This is a genomic window from Pseudomonas sp. B21-051, assembly GCF_024748795.1.
Taxonomy (GTDB): domain Bacteria; phylum Pseudomonadota; class Gammaproteobacteria; order Pseudomonadales; family Pseudomonadaceae; genus Aquipseudomonas; species Aquipseudomonas putida_A.
Map to the genome: position 1 here is coordinate 826,969 of NZ_CP087166.1, position 20,317 is coordinate 847,285.

A 20,317-nucleotide genomic window follows, 5' to 3' on the forward strand; every position below is an offset into this window, starting at 1 on the left:
ATGAAAATTGCATTTATCGGTCTGGGCAACATGGGCGCGCCGATGGCGCGCAACCTGATCAAGGCCGGCCACTCGCTGAATCTGGTGGACCTGAACAAAACCGTGCTGGCGGAACTCGAGCAACTGGGCGGCACTATCCGCGCCTCGGCCCGTGAGGCCGCCGAAGACGCTAAACTGGTGATCACCATGCTCCCGGCGGCGGTGCATGTGCGCAGCGTCTGGCTGGGTGAGGACGGTGTGCTGGCCGGTATCGGCAAAGGCGTGCCAGCGGTGGATTGCAGCACCATCGATCCGCAGACCGCCCGCGATGTGGCCGCCGCTGCCGCCAAACAAGGCGTGGCGATGGCCGATGCCCCGGTCTCCGGCGGTACTGGCGGCGCGACTGCTGGCACGCTGACCTTCATGGTCGGCGCCACCCCGCAACTGTTCGCCACCCTGCAACCGGTGCTGGCGCAGATGGGCCGCAACATCGTGCATTGCGGCGAAGTCGGCACCGGACAGATCGCCAAGATCTGCAACAACCTGCTGCTGGCGATCTCGATGGTCGGCGTCAGTGAAGCCATGGCGCTGGGCGATGCACTGGGGATCGACACCTCGGTGCTCGCCGGGATCATCAACAGCTCGACCGGGCGTTGCTGGAGTTCGGAAATGTACAACCCGTGGCCGGGCATCGTCGAAACGGCGCCGGCCTCGCGCGGTTATACCGGTGGGTTTGGCGCCGAACTGATGCTCAAGGATCTGGGGCTGGCGACCGAAGCGGCGCGTCAGGCACACCAACCGGTGGTGCTCGGTGCGGTGGCGCAGCAGTTGTATCAGGCGATGAGCCAGCGCGGGGAAGGCGGCAAGGATTTCTCGGCGATTATCAACAGCTATCGCAAGCCGCAGTAAACAGGCATCAAATTGCGGGGCGAGCTTCTGTGGCGAGGGAGCTTGCTCCCGCTGGTCTGCATGGCAGACCCAAACCCGGTCAATGCGGTTCTTCAGAAAAACCGCATTGACTGAAGTTACGACTGCTGCGCAGCCGAGCGGGAGCAAGCTCCCTCGCCACAGGTTTTTTTGTGAGGCAAAAAAGATCGCAGCCTTTGGCAGCTCCTGCATGGGCAAGATGAACACCCTGTAGGAGCTGCCGAAGGCTGCGATCTTTTGCGTGTCAGGCGAAGACGAAATATTTGCGCACGGTCTCGACCACTTCCCAAGTGCCTTTCATCCCCGGTTCAACAACAAAGATATCGCCGGCGCGCAGATGGATTGGCGCCATGCCATCCGGGGTGATGATGCAGTAGCCTTCCTGGAAATGGCAGTACTCCCACTTCACATAATCGACCCGCCACTTGCCCGGGGTGCAGATCCAGGTGCCCATGATCTTGCTGCCGTCTTCGCTGGTGTAGGCGTTGAGGTTGACGGTGTGCGGGTCGCCTTCGAGTTTTTCCCATTTGCAGGCATCGAGTACCGGCAGCGGATGAGTGTCGCGTAGAACGGTGATAGGGGCGGTCATGTGTCGGCTCCAGACAAGGCGATCAAACGGAAGCTGCACCCTATAGCGGCCTGCCCTGGCCGAGATGTCTGTGCTCGACATTCAGATATCCATAAACGCTGCCAGGTTTTACGGATGGAGGCGCAAACCTTCCAGCAAACTCAATTAACGGCAGTATTGATCTGAAACAACGGTTATGAAGTTATAACTATTTTACTTGTCCGGTTTTTGCTTTTAGTACGTCGGTTCCGTTGCGTCCTTAGTTACTTTCGATAGTCAGCCTGCCTGATAGCGCGGGCGCCCCACCATACCCCGTCTTTGTTAAGTAAATAAGTCGTTCACCGCACCAAGGAGGTGCGGTGTCTGTGGGCGTTTGCAGACTTTTTTCGAGCTGTAAAAAAACCTTGAATAGTTCGTTGACTCTCCCCTTAAGGGCAGAGTTTAGATTTCCGCCGCGTGAGAAGTTGCTGTGGGAAAAGTTACTTTTCATAAGTCGAATTCATGAAGGTCACGACATATAGGGAGATAGAAATGAACAATCCATTGGACTTGGAACATGTCATTGCCAGCACTCGCGAAATCCTCGCACAGCTGTTAGTGATGAATGCGAATGACATCGAAGAAAACAGCAGCATTGTCGAGGACCTTGGTGCCGACTCGCTGGACATCGTCGACCTGAGCTTCCAGCTGGGCCGCCAATATGGCTGCACACTGCCGAAAACCAGCGTGCTCGACCATGCGGTGGCGGTTTGCGGTGATGCCAGCGAGTTTCTCGCCAACGGGCGCATCACCGAAAACGGCAAGCATCTGCTTGAGCAAAGCCTGAGCGCCTACACCCCGGATCAACTGAAGGCGGGCATGCAACCGGCTCAGGTGTTCGCCGCGACCACCGTGCGTAACTGGGCCAACCAGTGCCGCAATCTCTTCAACTACCTGCCGGCAACGTGCCCGGATTGCAACGCTCACCAGGCGGTTCTGAACGAGCGCCAACAAGTGGTCTGCGGCGCGTGCAGTGCACGTCTGGTGCCGGCGGATGGCGATGAAGTGTCCCGTCAATTGGTTGAGCAGTTTGTCACCACTCACGCCAAAGAAGCGGTGTAGGAGTTCTCATGCGGGCACGAGAAGTCTATGTGAGCGGGTTCGGTCTGGTGGCGCCCATGGCGCTGGACGCTGCCACGTTGTTCGAGCGGATTTGCCGGAAGCAATCCTGTGTCCGCGAACATCCTCGGTTCAAGGCGCTGGGATTCAACAACAGCGCAGCCGGATTTATCGACGATACGCAGTGGCAGCGGATCGGGGCCGGTTTCGGCGGCAACGCGGCGCTGCACCCACGGCAAAGTGTGCTGGCCGAATACGTTGCCCGACAGGCGCTGGAGCATGCCGGTCTGACGCCGGCAGACTTTGCCCACAGTCGCAGCGGTCTGTTTCTGGGCGCCAACAAGTTCTGTGCCGACAGCCACGATCTGCAGCGACTCAGCCGTTGCATGGATGAGGCCGGACGCGTCGACCTCGACCGTCTGCTGGACAGTCCGGCAGCGTCCGGCGCGCCCTTTATCCGGCGGGTCGATCAACAGACGCAGCACCTGGCCGATCGGCTGGGCATCCGCGATCACATCTCGACCCATTCCGATGCCTGTGCCGCCGGCACCATGGCCATCGGCAGTGCTTACCGGGCCATCGAACGCGGAGAGATCGATCTGGCTATCTGTGGCGCCGTCGAACTGATGGCCAACGAACTGCCTTATTACATGTTCAACAGCCTCGGCGCGCTCTGCCAGGCTGACCTGCCCGCGGACGAACAAAGCCGTCCGTTCATGCCCGACCGTAGCGGTTTTGTCCTCAGCGAAGGCTCGGCGATGGTCATTCTCGAATCCGCCGACCACGCCCAGCGGCGCAAGGTTGCGCCACTGGGTCGGGTACTGGGTTACGCGAATGTCTGCGAGGCACAGAAAATGACCTCCAGCAGCCGCGACGGCAGTAAATACGAGGAATGCATGGAAGCAGCAATCGAAGACGCCGGGCTGCTGCGCAGCGCCGTGCAACACGTCAACACCCACGGCACCTCCACGCAGGCCAATGACAGTTGTGAAGCGTTGGCGCTGCAGCGTCTGTTCGGCGGATGTCAGGACTTCATGACCTTCACCGCCAACAAGTCCGCCATCGGTCATTCCCTGGCAGGCAGTGGCGCGATCGAAGCGGTGCTGTCGCTGATGAGCCTGCGTGACGGTGTGCTGTTGCCCACTTTGAATTACGACCCAGAGCGTGCCGAATACCCTTCGCTGAAGTTCTTGAACGAGCCGGTACGACAGCCGATCAGCGTGGTGATGTCCAATTCGTTCGGCTTTGGCGGCATCAACAGCTCGCTGGTTTTGGGGAGGGCGTGACATGAGCCGAGCCATCTACCTCAATGCCGCTGCGGTGCTGAATGTGGCGGGCAGTGAATGCGCGGACTTGCTCGGCACGCCCTGCGCGGCGCAACCGCTGGCCTTTGACTCACAGCGTCAGGCGTTTGCGTTGCCGACGCCGCGACTGGCCAGTGACCTGTTTGATCGCAAGATCCAGCGCAGCGTCGAACCGCAGGGCTTGCGCCTGTTGCATTGCGCCGCACGGCTGGCGCCGGCACTGGCGGCGCTGCAATTGCCCGCGTCACGCATTGCCCTGACAGCGGCCATTCCTGAAGTCGACGCGCCGAGTCCTTGCTGGGATGCGGTGCAGGCGATCATCGAACAGCCGCAAAAACAACTGGCGCAGTTATTGGCCAACACACCGCCCCTGCATGCGCTGACCCTGCTCAACAGCAGTGTCATGGCTTATGTGGCTGAAGCATTGAATTGCCATGGACCAATGGGCGGATTTTGTTCTCAGGACAACGCCGGGCTGGATGCGCTGATCGAAGCCTGCCAGCAGATTGGCGAGCGACATGCCGACGCCGCGTTGGTGGTCAGCAGCAGCCCGAACCTGACGCCGGCCCTGTACCTGCGCGAGCCCGATCAGGCGAGCGAACCGATTTTCGGTGAGGGCGCCGCCGCGCTGTTGCTGGCGTCGACACCGCCGCCGGGTGCGGCATACGCCGTGCGCATTGCCGGGTTTGCCCGTGGTTACAGCACGGATCCGCATCGCTCTGTGGCGGTGGGGCGGCGCGTGATCGACCAGGTCCTGAGTGTGGAGAAACTGCGGGTCGGTGACGTCGAGCATATCGTCGGCAATTGTGCTGACGGGCAAGTGATGAAGCTGCTCGAAGCTTTCCCGCGCGAGATTCGCAGCACCCGCGCGATGACCGGTGAACTGGGCGCCAGCGGCTTGCTGACCGAGGTCGCACTGACTTTGCATTTCAGCCGTGATACGGCGGCGACGCCGGGTTACACGTTGCTCGTCAGCCACACACGCGCCGGTCACTGGGGCGCATTGCTGTTGGCCAGCGAAACCATGGAGAAGCACGCATGAGTGCGACACGGATTGTGATCACCGGATTGGGCGCCGTTACCGGGTTCGGTTTCGAATGGCAGACCCTCTGGGAAAAAATGCTCGGCGCCGAACATTGCGTGCGGCCATGGCAACCCGACGACCTGCAAGAGGCGTCATTCGCGGTGCGCTACGCTGCGCCGGTCGACATGAGCCTGTTGCCGGAAAAACTGCACAACCATCCGGCATGGACGATGCCACTGGAGAAACGCAGCCGCTTTGGCTGGGTCGCCGCCACCCAAGCCGTCAGCGACAGCGGGTTGCAGCCGGAACAGTTGCGGGGCGCTGCGGTGCTGTGTGCCTCGGGAGCACCGCAGCACATGCTCGCGGACATGCTGCTGACCGAAGCCCCGAATGGCGGTACCCCGAACTGGTCTTGCCTGATGTCGCGGGCCGGGCAAGTGAATGCCGATGGCTCGCTGCGACAGAGCAACGACCGCCTGGCGCGGGTAATTGCCGATGACCTGGGCTGTGAAGGGCCGGTGATCAACATCAGCAGTGCCTGTGCCGGTGCTTCCCAAGCGATTGGCAATGCCTTTCAGATGATTCGTCGCGGAGAAGTCAGCGTAGCGCTGGCGGGTGGCGCCGACTCGGTGCTCAATCTCGACACCATGGCGGCGTTGTATCTACTCGGTGCCGCGTCGGGTGAGCAGCGCTGGGGGGCGGATCTGTGCCGTCCGTTTGATCGTGACCGCAGCGGTCTGATTGCCGGTGAGGGCGGTGGTTTTCTGGTGCTGGAAAGCCTCGAACATGCCTTGGCCCGCGGCGCGACGCCGTATGCCGAAGTGTTGGGGTTCGGCAGCAGCCTGGACGCCTACAAAGTCACCGCACCGCAACCGGAAGGACGCGGTGCGGCACTGGCGATGCAGGCCGCGCTGGACGACGCCGGTTTGCGTGCGCAGCAGATTGATCTGATCAACGCTCACGGCACGTCGACCCCGCTCAATGATGTGGCCGAGACCCTGGCGATCAAAAGCGTGTTCGCCGAGCACAAGCATTATCGAACCCTGGCCGTCAGCGCCAACAAATCACAGTTCGGTCACCTGATCGCTGCCGCTGGCGCACCGGAATGCATCGTCACGGCATTGGCCTGCCTCAACGATCTGGTCACGCCAACGGTGAACCTGCATGACGCGGACGAACAGTGCGATCTGGATTACTGCGCCGGTCAAGCCGTCAGTCGCCGAGTGGATTACGCGCTGAGCAATTCCTTCGGTTTCGGTGGACTCAATACCTCGCTGGCCCTTGGCAAATATCGGGAGCATGGACAATGACTGACGCCACTGTACGTGTCGCGATCGCCGGCAGCGGTTGTGTATTGCCCACCGGCTGGGGCGTAGAGGGGTTCTGGTCGGCGGCCCGCGAAGGGCGCAGCGCAATCTCGCCCCTGAACTCGTCGCTGTTCCACAGCGAGCGGGTCATTGCATTCGGGCACATCGCTGATCGAGATCATCAACGTAGCCGTCAGGACATTGCGCAAAACCTCCAGCGTTACTGCCCGCCGGCAGTGATCTGGGGCGTCAGTGCGGTGCGCCAGGCGTTGGCAGAAGCCGGATTGGAACCGGGCCGTGACAACGTGCGTTTTGGTCTCTATTGCTGCCAGGGCGGTTACACCCATCCCTCGCTCGCGTCTTACGGCGAACTGTTGCACGAGTGTCAGACCGAGACCGGTGCCGACATGCAGCGTCTGGCCAAACGCGTGTTGCAGGAGCGTGCACTCGATCCGTTTCTGGTCCTCAAGAGCCTGAGCAACGGTTTGCTCGGCGTCGTCAGTCTGGCCTTGAAGCTTGAGTGTGAATGCAACGCCTACATGCAAGGCGTGGCCGGCAATCTGGCGGCGCTGCGTGAAGCCTGCGCGGCGTTGCAAAGCGGTCGGATCGACGCGGCCATTGTGGTGGGCGCGGGCAGTGAACTGGATCCGCTGGCGCTCGCCGCACTGGTCGAGGCGGGGGTGATCAGCGCCGACGGCTCACAAAGCCTGCGTGCCTTTGATCGCCAGGGCAGTGGTGGCATTGCCGGCGAAGGCGCGGCGGCGTTGGTACTGCGCCGCGCCGATGACCTGCCGGCAGGGCCGCAAACCTGCCTGAGCGCACTGTTCGCACATCCTCGTCTGGATTCGCTGAACCTGCCGGACAAACAGGTGGATCTGCTGATCAGCAGCGCCACTGGCGATCCGCACAAGGATGCCGATCTGGCCCGCACGCTGGCACGAACCGGCGCCGCGCACATCACCAGCAGCACGCCATTGACCGGCATGCTCAGTGGTGCACCGAGTCTGGTTGATCTGATCTTTGCCCGGCAGGCCTTGCAGGCGCAGAGCATTGCGCCGGTGAGTGGCCTGGAGCAACCGCTGGATGCACATCTGCCGTTTGTGATCGGCGGGCCGCGCGATGCCGTGCTGCACGATTGCCTGGTGATCAACCGCGACGACAACGGTTTCAGCGCCGGTTACCAACTCGAATTTCACGCGGCCGACTGACCGTCGGCACGCAACGAAACGCATCTGATTTTTTACTCAAGGGATAGAACTGTCATGGATTACCGCGATTACGTACGGCCGAAATTCGTTGAATTGATGCAGGCCCTAGGCCTGGAGTGCCAGTTCCACAGAGCGCTGGGCAGTAAATTGTTTTACCGCGATCGGCAGGGCGAAGAGGTGACTGTCACTGACTTCCTCGGCGGTTACGGTGCCGCGCTGTATGGCCACAACGATCCGCAATTTGTCGATCAACTCGTCGACCTGCTGCGTGCCGATGTGCCGTTCAATGCGCAGATGTCGGTGCGCGGTGCGGCCGGTCAATTGGGGCGTGAGCTCAGTGAAGCGTTCAACCGTGAGCTGAACAACAGCGAACGCTACATTTCGACCTTCTCCAACAGTGGCGCCGAGTCGGTGGAAATCGCCGTCAAGCACGCCGAATACCGTCGTCAGAAAAACCTGCAGAAGCAATTCGACGAGCGCGATTTCGCCCTCGCCAATCTGGTTGCCAGCGACAAGGCTTACGTCGAACTGGACATCGACGATCTCGATTTGCCAGCCGGTCTGCTGCCGCAGAATCTGTCCTGCGTCACCGTGCGCCAAGTGGCCGAAGCGGTGCGACAGCACAACCTGGCGCAGTTGCATGTCGAGCCGGTGTTCCTGGCTGTGCGCGGCAGCTTCCACGGCAAACTGGTGAACACCGTTCAACTGACGTACGGCAAGCAGTACCGCAAGCCGTTCGCCCGTTTCGGGCTCAACGTCGAATTCATCGACCCGCAGCAACCCCAGCAATTGCAAGAGCTGCCGGCCCGTCACGTGCGTCACTGGCTGAGCCTGGAATGGAGCGGCGAAACCCTGCAGGTGCGCCGTGAGGCGTTCAGTGCGATCACCGCCGTGTTGCTTGAGCCGATCCAGGGCGAAGGCGGGATCAACGAGTTCGCCGCTGAGTTCTATCTGGGCCTGCGGCGTCTGTGCAACGAGCAGCAATGCCCGCTGATCATCGACGAAGTGCAATCGGGTTTCGGCCGCACCGGCACCTTGCTCGGCGCCAGCCATTTCAACTTGCAGGGTGATTACTACTGCCTGTCGAAAGCGCTGGGCGGTGGTCTGATGAAAATCGCCGCGACGGTGATTCGCGCCAGTCACTACGAAAACGATTTCAGCTACATCCACAGCTCGACCTTCGCCGAAGATGATGCGTCCTGCCATATCGCTCTGGCGGCCCTGCGCCGTCTGTTCGAGAACGACAGCGCGATGCTCAAGGACGTGAACAGGAAGGGCGAATACCTCAAGTCTTCGCTGCTGGAACTCAAGGCGGCCTATCCGGACGTCATCGCCGACGTGCGTGGGCGCGGCTTGCTGTTGGGTTTCGAACTGCACGACCTGACCGGCACCAGTTCACTGGTTCAGGCATCGGCGCAGTACAACGATGCGCTGGGCTACATCATCGCCGGCTACCTGCTGCAATTCGAATCGCTGCGCGTGGCGCCGTCGGGCAGCAACGCCAATGTGATCCGTCTGGAGCCGCCGGTGTGCATCACCTTTGCGGAAATTGACGGGTTGATCGCTTCGTTGCAGAAAGTCTGCGACATGCTGCGCCGCCGCGATGCCTTCCCGCTGGCCGCCGGAGTGTGCGCCGACAGCATCGCGGATGTGCCGGCGCGCGAGGTCAGCTTCAAGGAGACCGAAACCCGCCCAAAGTCTGACGAGAACGTGCGCGTGGTGGCTCGCGTGGCGTTCATCAACCATCTGATTGATTCGGACATGCTCAGCGATGTCGATCCTTCACTGTCGACCCTGAGCGCTGAACAGAAACGCGAGTTCATCAAACGCATGGCGCCCGAGCGCCGTGCCGCGCCAATCGGCCCGGTGCAGATTCGCTCGAAACTGGGCACTGCCGTGGAATTCACCCTGTACCCGCTGTGCATGGACTCCGATGCGATGGCCGCGTACATCGCCAGCGGCGATCTGCAAACCATCCGCGAAGAAGTCGGCAATCGCATCAAGGATGCCCGCGCCGATGGCTATACCGTCGCCGGGCTGGGCATGTACACCTCGATCGTCACCAACAACTGCCAGGCCTTGCAGATTCCTGACATGGCACTGACCTCCGGTAACGCGCTGACCATCGGCATGGGCCTGGAAGCCATCGAGCAGGGCTGCAGGCAGCAAGGCCTTGAGCTGGGCGAGCAGACTGCAGCGGTGGTCGGTGCGGCGGGCAATATTGCCTCGACCTACGCCTCGCTGTTGTCGACCAGCGTCGAGCACCTGATCCTTATCGGCAGCGGCCGCGACGGTTCCCTGCGTCGTCTGGAGAAAACCGCTCAACAGATTTACGCCGAAGCCGCCCGCGCGATCCTCAAGGGGGGCGCCGAACACGATCGCCTGGCCCGTCGCCTGCAGCAAATTGATGGAATCGATGGACTCTTGCAGGCCCACGGCAGCAGCGCCGATCTGGGGCTGCGCGTGGCGAAACTGGTTGAAGAACGCCTGGGAGCGAACGCCTTCATCACCGTCAGCAATGATCTTGAAGTGCTGAAACAGGCGCGCATCGTGCTCTGCGCGGCGAACGCGCCGCAGCCGTTTCTCTTTGCCGAACACTTCGCCGAAAACAGCGTGATCTGCGACATCGCCGTTCCGCTGAACGTTGACCAGAACCTCGCCAGCCAGCGCTCCGACGTGCTCTACATGCACGGCGGCATCGTGCAGACGCCGCTGGGTGATGGCCTGGTGAAAAACGTTCGTGCCTATCTCAAGCAAGGTCAGTTGTACGCGTGCATGGCCGAATCGGTGCTGATGGGCCTGTCCGGTATGAAACAGCACTACTCCTATGGCGACATCAGCCGCGAGCAGGTTCAGCAGATTCGTGCACTGGCGGCGACCCACGGCTTCAGCCTCGCGCAGTTCAAAACCGACAACTCGCTCTAAGGAATGGTCATGCCGAATAAAGTAGCAGTGGTGACCGGTGGCAGTCGTGGCATTGGTCGGGCGATTGTCCAGACCCTGGCCGGGGCGGGTTATCAGATCGCGTTCAGTTACGTGCGCGATGAAGTCGCGGCGATGGCCTTGCGCGATGAGGTACAGGCGTTGGGGATCGATTGCCTGGCGTTGCAGTGCGATGTCAGCAGTGGCGACAGCATCAAGGCGTTTTTCGAACGGGTCGAGGCGCATTTCCAGCGTATCGATCTGCTGGTCAACAACGCCGGCATCACCCGTGATGGCTTGCTCGCGACGATGTCGGCGCGCGACCTGGTCGAGGTGATCCAGACCAATCTGATCGGCACGATGCTGTGCTGTCAGCAGGTGGTGCCGGGCATGTTGCGCCAGCGCAGCGGTTGCATCGTCAACATCAGTTCGGTGGCTGCGCAGAAGCCCGGTAAAGGGCAGAGCAACTATGCCGCCGCCAAGGGCGGGGTCGAATCGCTGACCCGTGCCTTGGCGGTGGAGCTGGCGCCGCGCAACATTCGTGTCAACGCGGTCGCCCCGGGCATCGTCAAGACCGAGATGAGTACCGCGCTGATCGGCAGTCAGGAGGAAGAAATCCAGTCGCGTCTGCTGATCAAACGCTACGCCGAACCGGAAGAAATTGCCCAGGCGGTGCTGTACCTCGCCGATCGCGGTTTGTACCTGACCGGGGAGGTCCTGTCGGTCAACGGCGGGTTGAAAATGCCATGAGCCGAACCATTCTGATCACCGGTGCGGCGAAAGGCATCGGTCGCGCGGTGGCCGAGGATTTTGCCGCCGATGCCGACAATCGCTTGATCCTGCTGGATCTCGATCTGGCCGAACTGGACCGCTGGGTCGACGAGCGCCAGGAGCAGATCAAGGCGCGGGTCGCCACCCATGCGGCGAACATTGCCGATCTGCCGGCCATGCAAGCGTTGTTCAAGACCCTCGGTTCGCAAGTCGAATACGTCGATGTGCTGGTCAACAGCGCCGGCATCTGCAACGAGAACGAACCGGAGGATCTGCTCAACTGGCACAAGGTGATTTCGGTCAACCTCAACGGCACGTTCTACGTGACCTCGCTGTGTCTGGCGCTGATGCCTGACCGTGGGCGAATCATCAACATGTCGTCGATCCTCGGCCGTGCCGGCAAGGTGCGCAACACCGCGTACTGCGCGTCCAAGCACGGCATCGTCGGCATGACCAAGGCGCTGGCGCTGGATCTGGCTTCGCGGCAGATCACCGTCAACGCGATTCTGCCGGCCTGGATCGATACGCCGATGTTGCAGGGTGAACTGGCGACGCAGGCGGCAATCGCCGGTTTGACCCAGGAACAGATCGTACGCAACGCGAAGAAGAAACTGCCGATGCGCCGTTTCATTCAGAGCGAAGAAGTGGCGGCGATGGTGCGTTACCTGGCCAGCCCCGAGGCTGGCGGGGTGACTGCCCAGAGTCTGGTGATCGATGGCGGTGTCGGGTTGGGAATGTAGCGATGCCTCGATTTCACAACAGTCACATCGTGTGTGCGATGTGGGCGTGCATGGTTGCGCCCGGCGCATTCGCCGAATTTGCCGTTGATGATCTGAAGCCCGATTACGCCGACGGTGAAGTCGGCGTGGCCACGGCCATGCGTCTGCACGGCGATGATCAGATCACACAAAAAGCCATGTATTTCAAAGCCAGCCTGGAAGACAACTGGGAGGGCGGGTACTACAAGGCCAAGGGACGCGTGCGTTACGACGCGCGCTATGACGGCAACAATCCGTACAGCGAACGGGCGCGCGACAAGTACCGTTTCGACGCTGATTGGCGGCACCTCTACGTCGGCCATTCGCTGGGTGACGGCGAAGTGACGGTGGGCTGGCAGCAGGTGGTCTGGGGCCGCGCGGATGAATTGCGCGTGCTCGATCAGATCAACCCGCTGGACTATCGCGATGGTTTGACGCCGCTGCTGGAAGACAGCCGCATCGCCGTGCCCATGGTGCGCTTTGCGCAACCGGTGGGCGAATGGGAGCTGGAGGCGCTGTGGATCACGGACTTCGTGAAAAACCAGGCGCCGGCAGAGGGCAGTGAATTTGCCGCGCCACTGTTTGCCGCGCCGGACCCGCAGTATTTCCTGCTCGATTCCAAGCCCGGCTATGACGGCGACAAGGGCTATGCCTATGGCCTGAGCGCCAACGGCCGGATCGGTGCAGTGGACACCAGTTTTGTTGCCTTGAGCGCCCGTCAGCAAGACCCGGTGTACGCGGTCGAGGGCCTCGCCGATGACGGCCGTACGCGGCTGGAACGGCAGTTTCCCCGTTACACCATGGGCGGTGCCGGGCTGGCGATCGACGCCGGACACAGCATCGTGGTGCGCAGCGAGGTGGCGTATTTCGACAATTGGCGAGTGACCAACCCGACGCGTGCCCACGGCGCCGACAGCACGCCCATGGTCAAGTCGCTGCTGGGTGTCGACTACCTGTTGCGCGACTGGCTGATTTCCGCGCAGTGGCAGGAACAAGTGCTGCTCGACTGGCAGGACGGCATGTTGCAGGACAAACGCGAACCGCTGTTCACCCTGTCGGCCGAAGGCACCCATTGGCAGGACCGCCTCAAGAGTCGTCTGGTCGCTGCTGCCTCGCCACCGTTTCAGGACAACGCATTGCTGCAAGGCATCTTCACCTACAAGCCGGTCGACTACATAAAGCTCGGCCTGGAAGTGGATGTGTTCTTCGGCAAACCAGACAGGTCTTTCGGCGAGTACAGCAAGCGCGATCAAGTGCGGCTGTCGGCCGGTTATCTGTTCTGACCCATCACGCCTGCCGCGCTCGTGCAGGTGCACTTATCCAACGAAAAGGAAGTTGTCATGTTGCCGTTTTTGAAAAGTCTGACCACCGCCGCCTTGATCCTCGGCAGTGCTTGCGCCAGTGCCGCCGAGGCTGGCAATGCCGATGAGATCATCCGTCAGGTACGCGATCGCAATGACGGGAACAGCTTCATGTCCCAGGTTTCGCTGATCCTGCATGACAAGAAAGGTAATACGCGCGTCCGCGAGTTCACCTACCTGCAAAAGGATTACCCGGACAGCGACAAGTTCAGCATGTACTTTTCCGCGCCCACGGACGTGCGTGACGTTGCCTTCCACATTGAAAACCCGCACGAAACCCTCGGCCTGGAAGACAGCCAGTGGATGTACCTGCCAGTCAGCCGTCAGACCCGCCGCATCTCCACCACTGACAAGCGCGGCTCGTTCATGGGCAGTGAGTATTCGTATGCCGATCTGGACAAGATCCGCGTCAAGGATTACTCGCAGAAACTCGTTGGCGAGGAACAGATCAAGGGCCGCGACTGCTACGTGATCGAGCGCGAACCGGCCTCCCCGGAGGTGCTGGCCAAGACCGGTTACAACAAGCTGAAGGTGTGGATCGACAAGCAGAATTTCCTGGTCATGCGTCAGGACTTTTTCGACGTAAAAGGTGTGCTGATCAAGCAGATGCGTACGCAGAAAGTCGCGACCATCGACTCGATCGACAGCATTGTGCTCAGTGAAACCGAGCATTTCATCGACGGCACGCGTTCGGAAATGCGCTTTAACCAGTTGCAGTACAACGTCTCCCTGGAAGATCGCCTGTTCACCCAGACCGCCATCAAGCGCGGGCTGAAAACCGGTGACCTGCCGGACTTTGCCGTGTCTGCCCGCTAAGCGCCGACCCCGACGACCTGGAACCGCATGATCATGGAAAGATATCTGAATTTCGTCGAGCGCTATGCGCGGGCGATTGTTTTCCTGCTGGTGGCGATTACCGCGTATTTCACTTATACGCTGGGCGCGCTGGTGTCCGACACCAACCCTTACCTGCTCAAGGAAAGCCACCCGGCGCGCAAGACCATCATCGATTTGCAGGGTGAGTTCACCGGCACGTTCGACTCGGTGATGGTGGCGCTGAATAACCCGCAAACGGTGTTCAACAAATCGACGCTCAACGCGCTGTTTTCGATGTCGCAGTCGGTGCGCAAGATGATTCTGGCCAACGATGCCGACAAGGAGCAGTTGGTGCAGATCGTCGCCCGGCATCCAGACGACAGCCGTGCACAGTTGTTGACCCGGGACATTCTCGAGGGTGGTTTTTCGCAGAACGATTACGCCAACGCCAAGGCATTGCGTGATCATGCCCACAGTCAGAACTGGGATGCCCATGATCAGTTGTTCCTGACCTTTCTCGCCGAACGGATCAATCCGATCCGCGAAATGGCCTCGATGGGCGACCTGGAAAACATCGTCCTGACCGACGACGGCGAGCTGTTGATCCACAAGACCCTGAATGCCTATGACATGGACCCGGCGCTGGTCGAGTCGCAGATCATGGGCAACGAGTTGATGGTCGACGGGGTGGTGTCCAGGGACAAGAAGGTCGCGATGCTGGTGGCCGAACTCGGCACCAAGCAGGACGACGCTCAGGCGCAATTGCGGGCTTATCAGATCGTGCGCGGCATCGTCGCGCAATATCAGGCCGAACACCCGGAGTACAAGGACGAAATCTTCATTGCCGGCATGCCGATCTTTATCGCCGCGCAGCAGGAAATCATCGATCACGACCTGGCCGTGCTGTTCCCGATCGTGTTTTTGCTGATTACCTTGCTGCTGATTTTCTTCTTCCGCAAACCACTGGGCGTGCTGCTGCCGCTGTTCAACATTCTGTTTTGCACCATCTGGACCTTGGGCCTGATGGCACTGTTGCGGGTGCCGTTCGACCTGCTGACCAGTGTGCTGCCGGTGTTCCTGTTCACCATCTGTTGCTCGGATGCTATCCATGTGATGGCTGAATATTACGAGCAGAAAAACGCTGGCAAGAGCAATCGCGAGGCCAACCGCGAAACCCAGCGCTTGATGGTGGTGCCGGTGGTGTTGACGACCGTGACGACCATCGCCACGTTCATGATTTCCACCACCAACAACATTGTCAGCATTCGCAATTTCGGTGTGTTCATGTCCATCGGTCTGACCGCGGCGCTGATCATTTCGCTGCTGCTGATTCCGGCGTGGATCGCGATCTGGGGCAAGGATCAGCCGCAGCAGGCCAAGGCTGAGGCGCACAAGGAATCGATCATCTCGCGGTATCTGGTTGCGTTCTGTGCCTGGATGATCCGCTTTCGCAAACCGATCCTGATGGTCATGCTGCCGCTGCTGGCGCTGGCCACCGTGTTCACGTTCCGCGTCGATATCGAAGACTCCGGCATCGCTTACTTCAAGCCTGAGAGCCACATTCGCGTGTCCGATCAGTTCATCAACCACGCCAAAGTGGCGGGCACGGCGCCGGGCTGGATCGCGATCGACAGCAAAGAGCCGCGCGGCGTGCTGACCACTGAAGTGGTGCAGTTCATCGACAAGCTCGACCACTTCATCAAGCAGCAACCGAACGTCAGTTACGGCTACTCGCTGGCCACGTACGTCAAGCGCATGAACCTGGTGCTCAACGACATGAACCCGGATTATCTGCGGGTGCCGAATGCCGTGGAAAAAGTGACATCAGTCAATGACGACGGGCAGATCGAACGTTTTGAAGTGCCGGGCAATTCGCTGATCGAGCAGCACGTGATGCTGTTCGAAAACGGTGGTGGTTCGGACCTGAACAACGTGCTCAATGCCGACTTTTCCAAGGCCTTGACCCTGTACACCATGACCTCGTCGGTCGCCAGCGACTATCAGGGCATGCTCGACCGCCTCGATGCCTGGCTGCTGGTGAACAAACCGGCCAATCTGGAGGTGACCCACGCCGGCACGCCGTTGATCTGGACCGGGGTGCTGCAGGAAATCACTCAGGGTCAGGTGCTGAGTTTTTCCCTGGCGTTGCTGGTGGTCACGCTGATGATGATGTACTGGCTCAAATCGGTCCGCCTCGGGGTGCTGGGCATGTTGACCTTGCTGACCACCTCGGTGACGGTTTACGGCTTCATGTTCCTGTTCGGCATCGAGTTGAACATTGGCACGACGCTGGTGACGTTCCTGGTGGTCGGGGTGGTGGATTATGCGGTGCACCTGCTGTCGCGCATCAAGTTGCTGGTGCAGCAGGGCATTGAGATCGACGCGGCTATTTTGCAGGCGATGCACAGCGTCGGCCGCTCGACGGTGATCAACGTGGTGATCTTCTCCGTAGGCTTCATGGCGTTGCTGTTTTCCGACTTCAAGCCGATTGTCGATCTCGGCGCACTGGTGGCGATGGCGCTGTTTTCCAGCGGGGTCATGACCATTGTCCTGGTGACGCTGGTATCGCCGTGGTTCTTTGCGGCGATTGCGCCGGTGCATGCGCCGGCCCCAGCACTGCGCACAGAGGGGGAACCGGTGCCGGGCTGATTCGCCAACGCGCGGGCGCGCCGACCCTGAGGCGGCAGGCGAGTCCGCTCATGCGGCGCAGCAGGATTTTCAGTTCAGTGTAGTGACCGGGTTTTTTTCGCCGTAGCGGGCAATGCGCTCGAACTGACATTCCTGGCGGGCGTCATTGAGATTGTTCTCAAACGCCTCGAGGCCATCATGCAATTGCTGCAAATCGCCGATCTGGGTCACCAGTTCGGCTTTTTTTTCGGCTATGGCTCGTTGTGCCATGTCCCACGGGAATTCGTCGCCGCGGTAGTTGTTGAGGATCACCTGCAGCTCTTTGAGCTTGAAACCCAGTTGCTGGGCGCACTTGATGAACGTCAACACCTCGACACTTTGCTGGCTGTAGATGCGGTATTTGCCTTCACGCTTGGGCTCGGGCAACAGGCCGATTTCTTCGTAATGGCGAATGCTTTTGACTGTGGTGCCCGACAGCTGGGCGGCTTTGCCGATATACATAAGGTCCGTCTCGATGATCAAACATAGCGTAGCGCGATCGGGCGTCATGCCGGATCGGCGGCGATTATATGTCCAATACCATCGGAAAATTGCAACTGCGCGTAAATGACGCGCACAGGCGACGGACGGGCTCGTGAAGGGAGCCTGAAGAGGCACTGACGGCGGCGTGTGCGCCGTCAGCTGAGGCGGCTGGAAAGCCTTAGACGGCGGCGGTCACGCGCGCCTGTTCCAGCCAGGCATCGCGCTGGTTTGGCTTGGAGCCGAGGATCGGCCCGAAAGTCAGCGTCTTCAGTGGCTTGATGCCGCAGAATTCCAGCGTGGTCTTGCGCATCTGATGCAGCCCCGGCATGCCATAGATCCATTTGTAGTACCAGTACGGCGTGTCCATGGTCACCAGCAAATGCGCGGTGCGGCCCTTGAGCAGCTTGTCGGGGAAGGCTTTGCCTTCGCGATATTTGAAGGCGAAACCCGGCAGGAAAATCCGGTCCACGAAGCCTTTCAACAGTGCCGGAATCCCGCCCCACCAGATCGGATAGACGAAAGTGAGGTGTTCGGCCCAGGTGATATCGGCCTGCGCTTGCAGCAGGTCCGGCTCCAGTGGCTGCACCTTGTTGTAGCCTTCGTGCAGGACCGGGTCGAACTCCAGCGCATCCAGTCGCAGCAGCCGCACATCATGCCCGGCATCCTTGGCGGCCTTAACGTAGGTTTCACTCAATGCCCCGCAAAAGCTGTCGGTGGAGGGGTGGCCCAGTATCACGAGCATTCGTTTGCTCATTGTGTGTACTCCTGAAATGAAGCTCACAGGATAGAGTCTGCCCCTAGCGGTAGAGTCAAGGCACCAGCGCATCAAACAAGGCCCGGGCGTAACCTGGCAGGTGGTCGAAGTCCCGTGCGCACAGTCGCAAGGTGCGATGCGCCCAGACTTCGGCCAGCGGCCGGCACGTTATCGAGTGCACCGAGGCCCAGCGCTCGATGGCCACCTTGGGCACGATGGCCAGCCCCGCACCTCGCGCCACCATGCGCATGACGCCCTCGAAGCCATCAGCGCGGATCCGGATCGACATGCGCTGGCCGATGTGCAGCGCTTGTTCCTCCAGATGAATCGCCAGCGCGCTGTGGCTGCCAAGCGCCACATAGTCGTGCGCCAGGGTTTCACCAAACGTCAGCGACGCCTGACTCGCCAAAGCATGTTCAGGAGGCAGGATCAGTATCAATGGATCGTCGCGAAAGGGCCGGGTTTGCAGACCGTGGGTGTCGACCGCATCGGAAACGATCCCCAGGTCCGCCGCGCCCTGGCGCAAGGCGTGGGTGATGCGCGCGCTGGGCAATTCCTGCAGATCGATGTCGAGGTTGGGATGCTCGCGCAAAAAGTCCGCTAGCACCTCCGGCAGGTATTCAGTGATCGCCGTGGTGTTGCACAACAGCCGCACCTGACCTTTGACGCCCTGGGCGTATTCGGCCATATCCTGCTGCATGCGTTCGGCCTGTTGCAGGAGAATGCGCGCGTGTTGCGCCAGAGCCTTGCCGGCCGGCGTCGGGCTCACGCCACGGCGGCCGCGTTGCAGGAGCTCGGTGCCCAGCGAGGCTTCCATGGCGCGGATGCGGGCGCTGGCGGCGGCCAGCGAAAGATGGCTGCGTGCGGCGCCGGCGGTGATGTTGCCGGTGTCGAGGATGTGCAGGTAGAGGCGCAGGTCGGTGAGGTCGAAGTGCATCAGGCAGCCTCTGGTTTTTCTGGTGTCCGGGATGGCCCTATCGCTGGCAAGCCAGCTCCCACAGGATTTGTGTCGTGCACAAATCCTGTGATCCATGCTGAAACCTGTGGGAGCTGGCTTGCCAGCGATGAGGCCAGAAGTCTCAATCAAGCATTCAGCCTCTTGCATAGGCAGAGGCAGCCTCAGTATATGGCAGATTTTCAGTGCACTCGCCAAGGCGCACAGTAGCGCCATGAACGCACTCGCCGATTTCTATCAAAACCTTGGTCTGGCCTTGTCCTTGCTGGTCATCGTCACTTTCATAATGGCCGGGCTGGTCAAAGGCGTAATCGGCCTCGGCCTGCCCACTGTCGCCATGGGCTTGCTGGGCCTGGCTATGGCACCGTCACAGGCAGCCGCGTTGCTGATCATTCCGGCGACGCTGACCAACGTCTGGCAATTGGCGTTCGGTGGCCATTTGGAAGGGCTGATTAAACGCCTGTGGCCGCTGTTGCTGATGATCTTCCTCGGCACCGCCGTCGGCACGTTGTCGATCGGCATGGCAGGCGGGCATTGGGTGGTGCGTGGGCTGGGCGCGGCGTTGCTGCTGTATGCATTGAGCGGATTGCTGCTGCCGACGCTGCAGGTCAATCCTCGGCATGAGCCGTGGCTCGGTCCGCTGTGCGGATTGATCACCGGGGTCATCACTTCGGCCACCGGCGTGTTCGTGATTCCGGCGGTGCCGTACCTGCAGGCGCTGGGTTTGCAGCGCAATGAGCTGGTGCAGGCGCTGGGCCTGTCGTTCACCGTTTCGACCCTGGCGCTGGCCGCAGGTTTGTTCTGGCGCGGCGCACTGGGCAGTGGCGAATTAAGTGCGTCGCTGCTGGTGCTGATCCCGGCGATGCTGGGCATGTGGTTCGGCCAATGGCTGCGTCAGCGCATCAGTGCCGTGCTGTTCAAGCGGGTGTTCTTTATCGGACTGGGCGCACTCGGCGCCCATCTGCTGATCAGCGGTTAGCCGACGAGGCGCTGAGCATGTCGATCCGACGGATATCGAAATCGCGCTCCAGGTACGTCATGCGGTTGTCGAAAAACTCGCGCATGTGCGGCAGATTCGAGTGCACGTCCAGATGCGCCTGGCTTTCCCAGATCTCGTAGAAGATGAACAGCGTCGGGTCTTCCTTGTCGCGCAGCATGTGGTACTCGATGCAGCCGGGCTCGGCGCGGCTCGGCTCGACGTAGGCGCGAAACAGCGCTTCAAAGGCCTCGGCTTTTTCCGGGCGGGTCTTGGCGTGCAGGATGAAACCGTGGCGTTCACTCATCAAAACAACTCCTCAAATGCAGATGGCCGAGAATGCTATTGCAACAATCGGCATTCGATTCGTGCTTTTTGATCAAATGTATTTTGCGCCGACGCGGCTTATTCCGCGCGAGAGGGATGGTTAACCTGCCGC

18 protein-coding genes are annotated in these 20,317 nt (G+C 60.6%); 13 read left to right on the plus strand and 5 right to left on the minus strand.

Features of this window, described 5'->3' with window-relative positions:
* Complete coding sequence (gene mmsB / locus LOY52_RS03545) at positions 1–888, plus strand: 3-hydroxyisobutyrate dehydrogenase (protein WP_258678203.1); 888 nt, start codon at positions 1–3, stop codon at positions 886–888.
* 262 nt (positions 889–1,150) lie between these two features.
* Here mmsB and LOY52_RS03550 read toward each other — a convergent pair whose 3' ends face one another.
* The gene (locus LOY52_RS03550) at positions 1,151–1,495 is read right to left on the minus strand and encodes a cupin domain-containing protein (RefSeq protein ID WP_003197542.1); all 345 of its coding nucleotides are present in this window, start codon (positions 1,493–1,495) and stop codon (positions 1,151–1,153) included.
* A 510-nt stretch (positions 1,496–2,005) separates the two neighbouring features.
* Here LOY52_RS03550 and LOY52_RS03555 point away from each other — a divergent pair.
* From LOY52_RS03555 to LOY52_RS03605, 11 genes are read left to right on the plus strand one after another with little or no spacing between them, the layout of a single operon-like run.
* Positions 2,006–2,575 carry an acyl carrier protein gene (locus tag LOY52_RS03555; protein WP_258678204.1) on the plus strand — a complete coding sequence of 190 codons (570 nt, stop codon included), beginning with the start codon at positions 2,006–2,008 and terminating at the stop codon, positions 2,573–2,575.
* An 8-nt stretch (positions 2,576–2,583) separates the two neighbouring features.
* Positions 2,584–3,858 carry a beta-ketoacyl-[acyl-carrier-protein] synthase family protein gene (locus tag LOY52_RS03560; protein WP_258678205.1) on the plus strand — a complete coding sequence of 425 codons (1,275 nt, stop codon included), beginning with the start codon at positions 2,584–2,586 and terminating at the stop codon, positions 3,856–3,858.
* 1 nt (position 3,859) lies between these two features.
* Positions 3,860–4,918, plus strand: coding sequence for a beta-ketoacyl synthase (locus LOY52_RS03565; RefSeq protein ID WP_258678206.1), 1,059 nt, complete (start codon positions 3,860–3,862; stop codon positions 4,916–4,918).
* Positions 4,915–6,210, plus strand: a complete 1,296-nt coding sequence (locus LOY52_RS03570; protein ID WP_258678207.1) for a beta-ketoacyl synthase — start codon at positions 4,915–4,917, stop codon at positions 6,208–6,210. The genes LOY52_RS03565 and LOY52_RS03570 overlap by 4 nt, the downstream gene beginning before the upstream one ends.
* Positions 6,207–7,415 (plus strand): beta-ketoacyl synthase N-terminal-like domain-containing protein, encoded by a 1,209-nt coding sequence (locus LOY52_RS03575; protein ID WP_258678208.1) that lies wholly within the window; start codon positions 6,207–6,209, stop codon positions 7,413–7,415. The genes LOY52_RS03570 and LOY52_RS03575 overlap by 4 nt, the downstream gene beginning before the upstream one ends.
* Before the next feature lie 54 nt (positions 7,416–7,469).
* The gene (locus LOY52_RS03580) at positions 7,470–10,340 is read left to right on the plus strand and encodes an aminotransferase class III-fold pyridoxal phosphate-dependent enzyme (RefSeq protein ID WP_258678209.1); all 2,871 of its coding nucleotides are present in this window, start codon (positions 7,470–7,472) and stop codon (positions 10,338–10,340) included.
* A gap of 9 nt (positions 10,341–10,349) precedes the next feature.
* Positions 10,350–11,087, plus strand: coding sequence for a 3-oxoacyl-ACP reductase family protein (locus LOY52_RS03585; RefSeq protein ID WP_258678210.1), 738 nt, complete (start codon positions 10,350–10,352; stop codon positions 11,085–11,087).
* On the plus strand, positions 11,084–11,848 hold the full coding sequence (locus LOY52_RS03590; RefSeq protein WP_258678212.1) for an SDR family NAD(P)-dependent oxidoreductase: 765 nt from the start codon (positions 11,084–11,086) through the stop codon (positions 11,846–11,848). The genes LOY52_RS03585 and LOY52_RS03590 overlap by 4 nt, the downstream gene beginning before the upstream one ends.
* A gap of 2 nt (positions 11,849–11,850) precedes the next feature.
* Complete coding sequence (locus LOY52_RS03595; RefSeq protein WP_408980418.1) at positions 11,851–13,149, plus strand: DUF1302 family protein; 1,299 nt, start codon at positions 11,851–11,853, stop codon at positions 13,147–13,149.
* 57 nt (positions 13,150–13,206) lie between these two features.
* Complete coding sequence (locus LOY52_RS03600; RefSeq protein ID WP_093442334.1) at positions 13,207–14,043, plus strand: outer membrane lipoprotein-sorting protein; 837 nt, start codon at positions 13,207–13,209, stop codon at positions 14,041–14,043.
* A 33-nt stretch (positions 14,044–14,076) separates the two neighbouring features.
* Positions 14,077–16,692, plus strand: a complete 2,616-nt coding sequence (locus tag LOY52_RS03605) for an RND family transporter (RefSeq protein WP_258678214.1) — start codon at positions 14,077–14,079, stop codon at positions 16,690–16,692.
* A gap of 69 nt (positions 16,693–16,761) precedes the next feature.
* Here LOY52_RS03605 and LOY52_RS03610 read toward each other — a convergent pair whose 3' ends face one another.
* From LOY52_RS03610 to LOY52_RS03620, 3 genes are all read right to left on the minus strand, one after another.
* The gene (locus tag LOY52_RS03610) at positions 16,762–17,172 is read right to left on the minus strand and encodes a MerR family transcriptional regulator (protein WP_202370255.1); all 411 of its coding nucleotides are present in this window, start codon (positions 17,170–17,172) and stop codon (positions 16,762–16,764) included.
* 199 nt (positions 17,173–17,371) lie between these two features.
* A complete protein-coding gene (locus LOY52_RS03615) occupies positions 17,372–17,947 on the minus strand; it encodes an NAD(P)H-dependent oxidoreductase (protein ID WP_258678216.1) in 576 nt (191 codons plus the stop codon).
* A gap of 55 nt (positions 17,948–18,002) precedes the next feature.
* Positions 18,003–18,884, minus strand: a complete 882-nt coding sequence (locus tag LOY52_RS03620; RefSeq protein WP_258678218.1) for a LysR substrate-binding domain-containing protein — start codon at positions 18,882–18,884, stop codon at positions 18,003–18,005.
* A 232-nt stretch (positions 18,885–19,116) separates the two neighbouring features.
* On the opposite strand from LOY52_RS03620, the gene LOY52_RS03625 reads away from it, so the two are divergent.
* Positions 19,117–19,881, plus strand: coding sequence for a sulfite exporter TauE/SafE family protein (locus LOY52_RS03625; RefSeq protein WP_258678220.1), 765 nt, complete (start codon positions 19,117–19,119; stop codon positions 19,879–19,881).
* On the opposite strand, the gene LOY52_RS03630 is transcribed toward LOY52_RS03625, so the two are convergent.
* On the minus strand, positions 19,871–20,185 hold the full coding sequence (locus LOY52_RS03630; RefSeq protein ID WP_258678223.1) for a putative quinol monooxygenase: 315 nt from the start codon (positions 20,183–20,185) through the stop codon (positions 19,871–19,873). The two genes, LOY52_RS03625 and LOY52_RS03630, sit on opposite strands and share 11 nt — an antisense overlap.
* Positions 20,186–20,317: the final 132 nt, after the last annotated feature.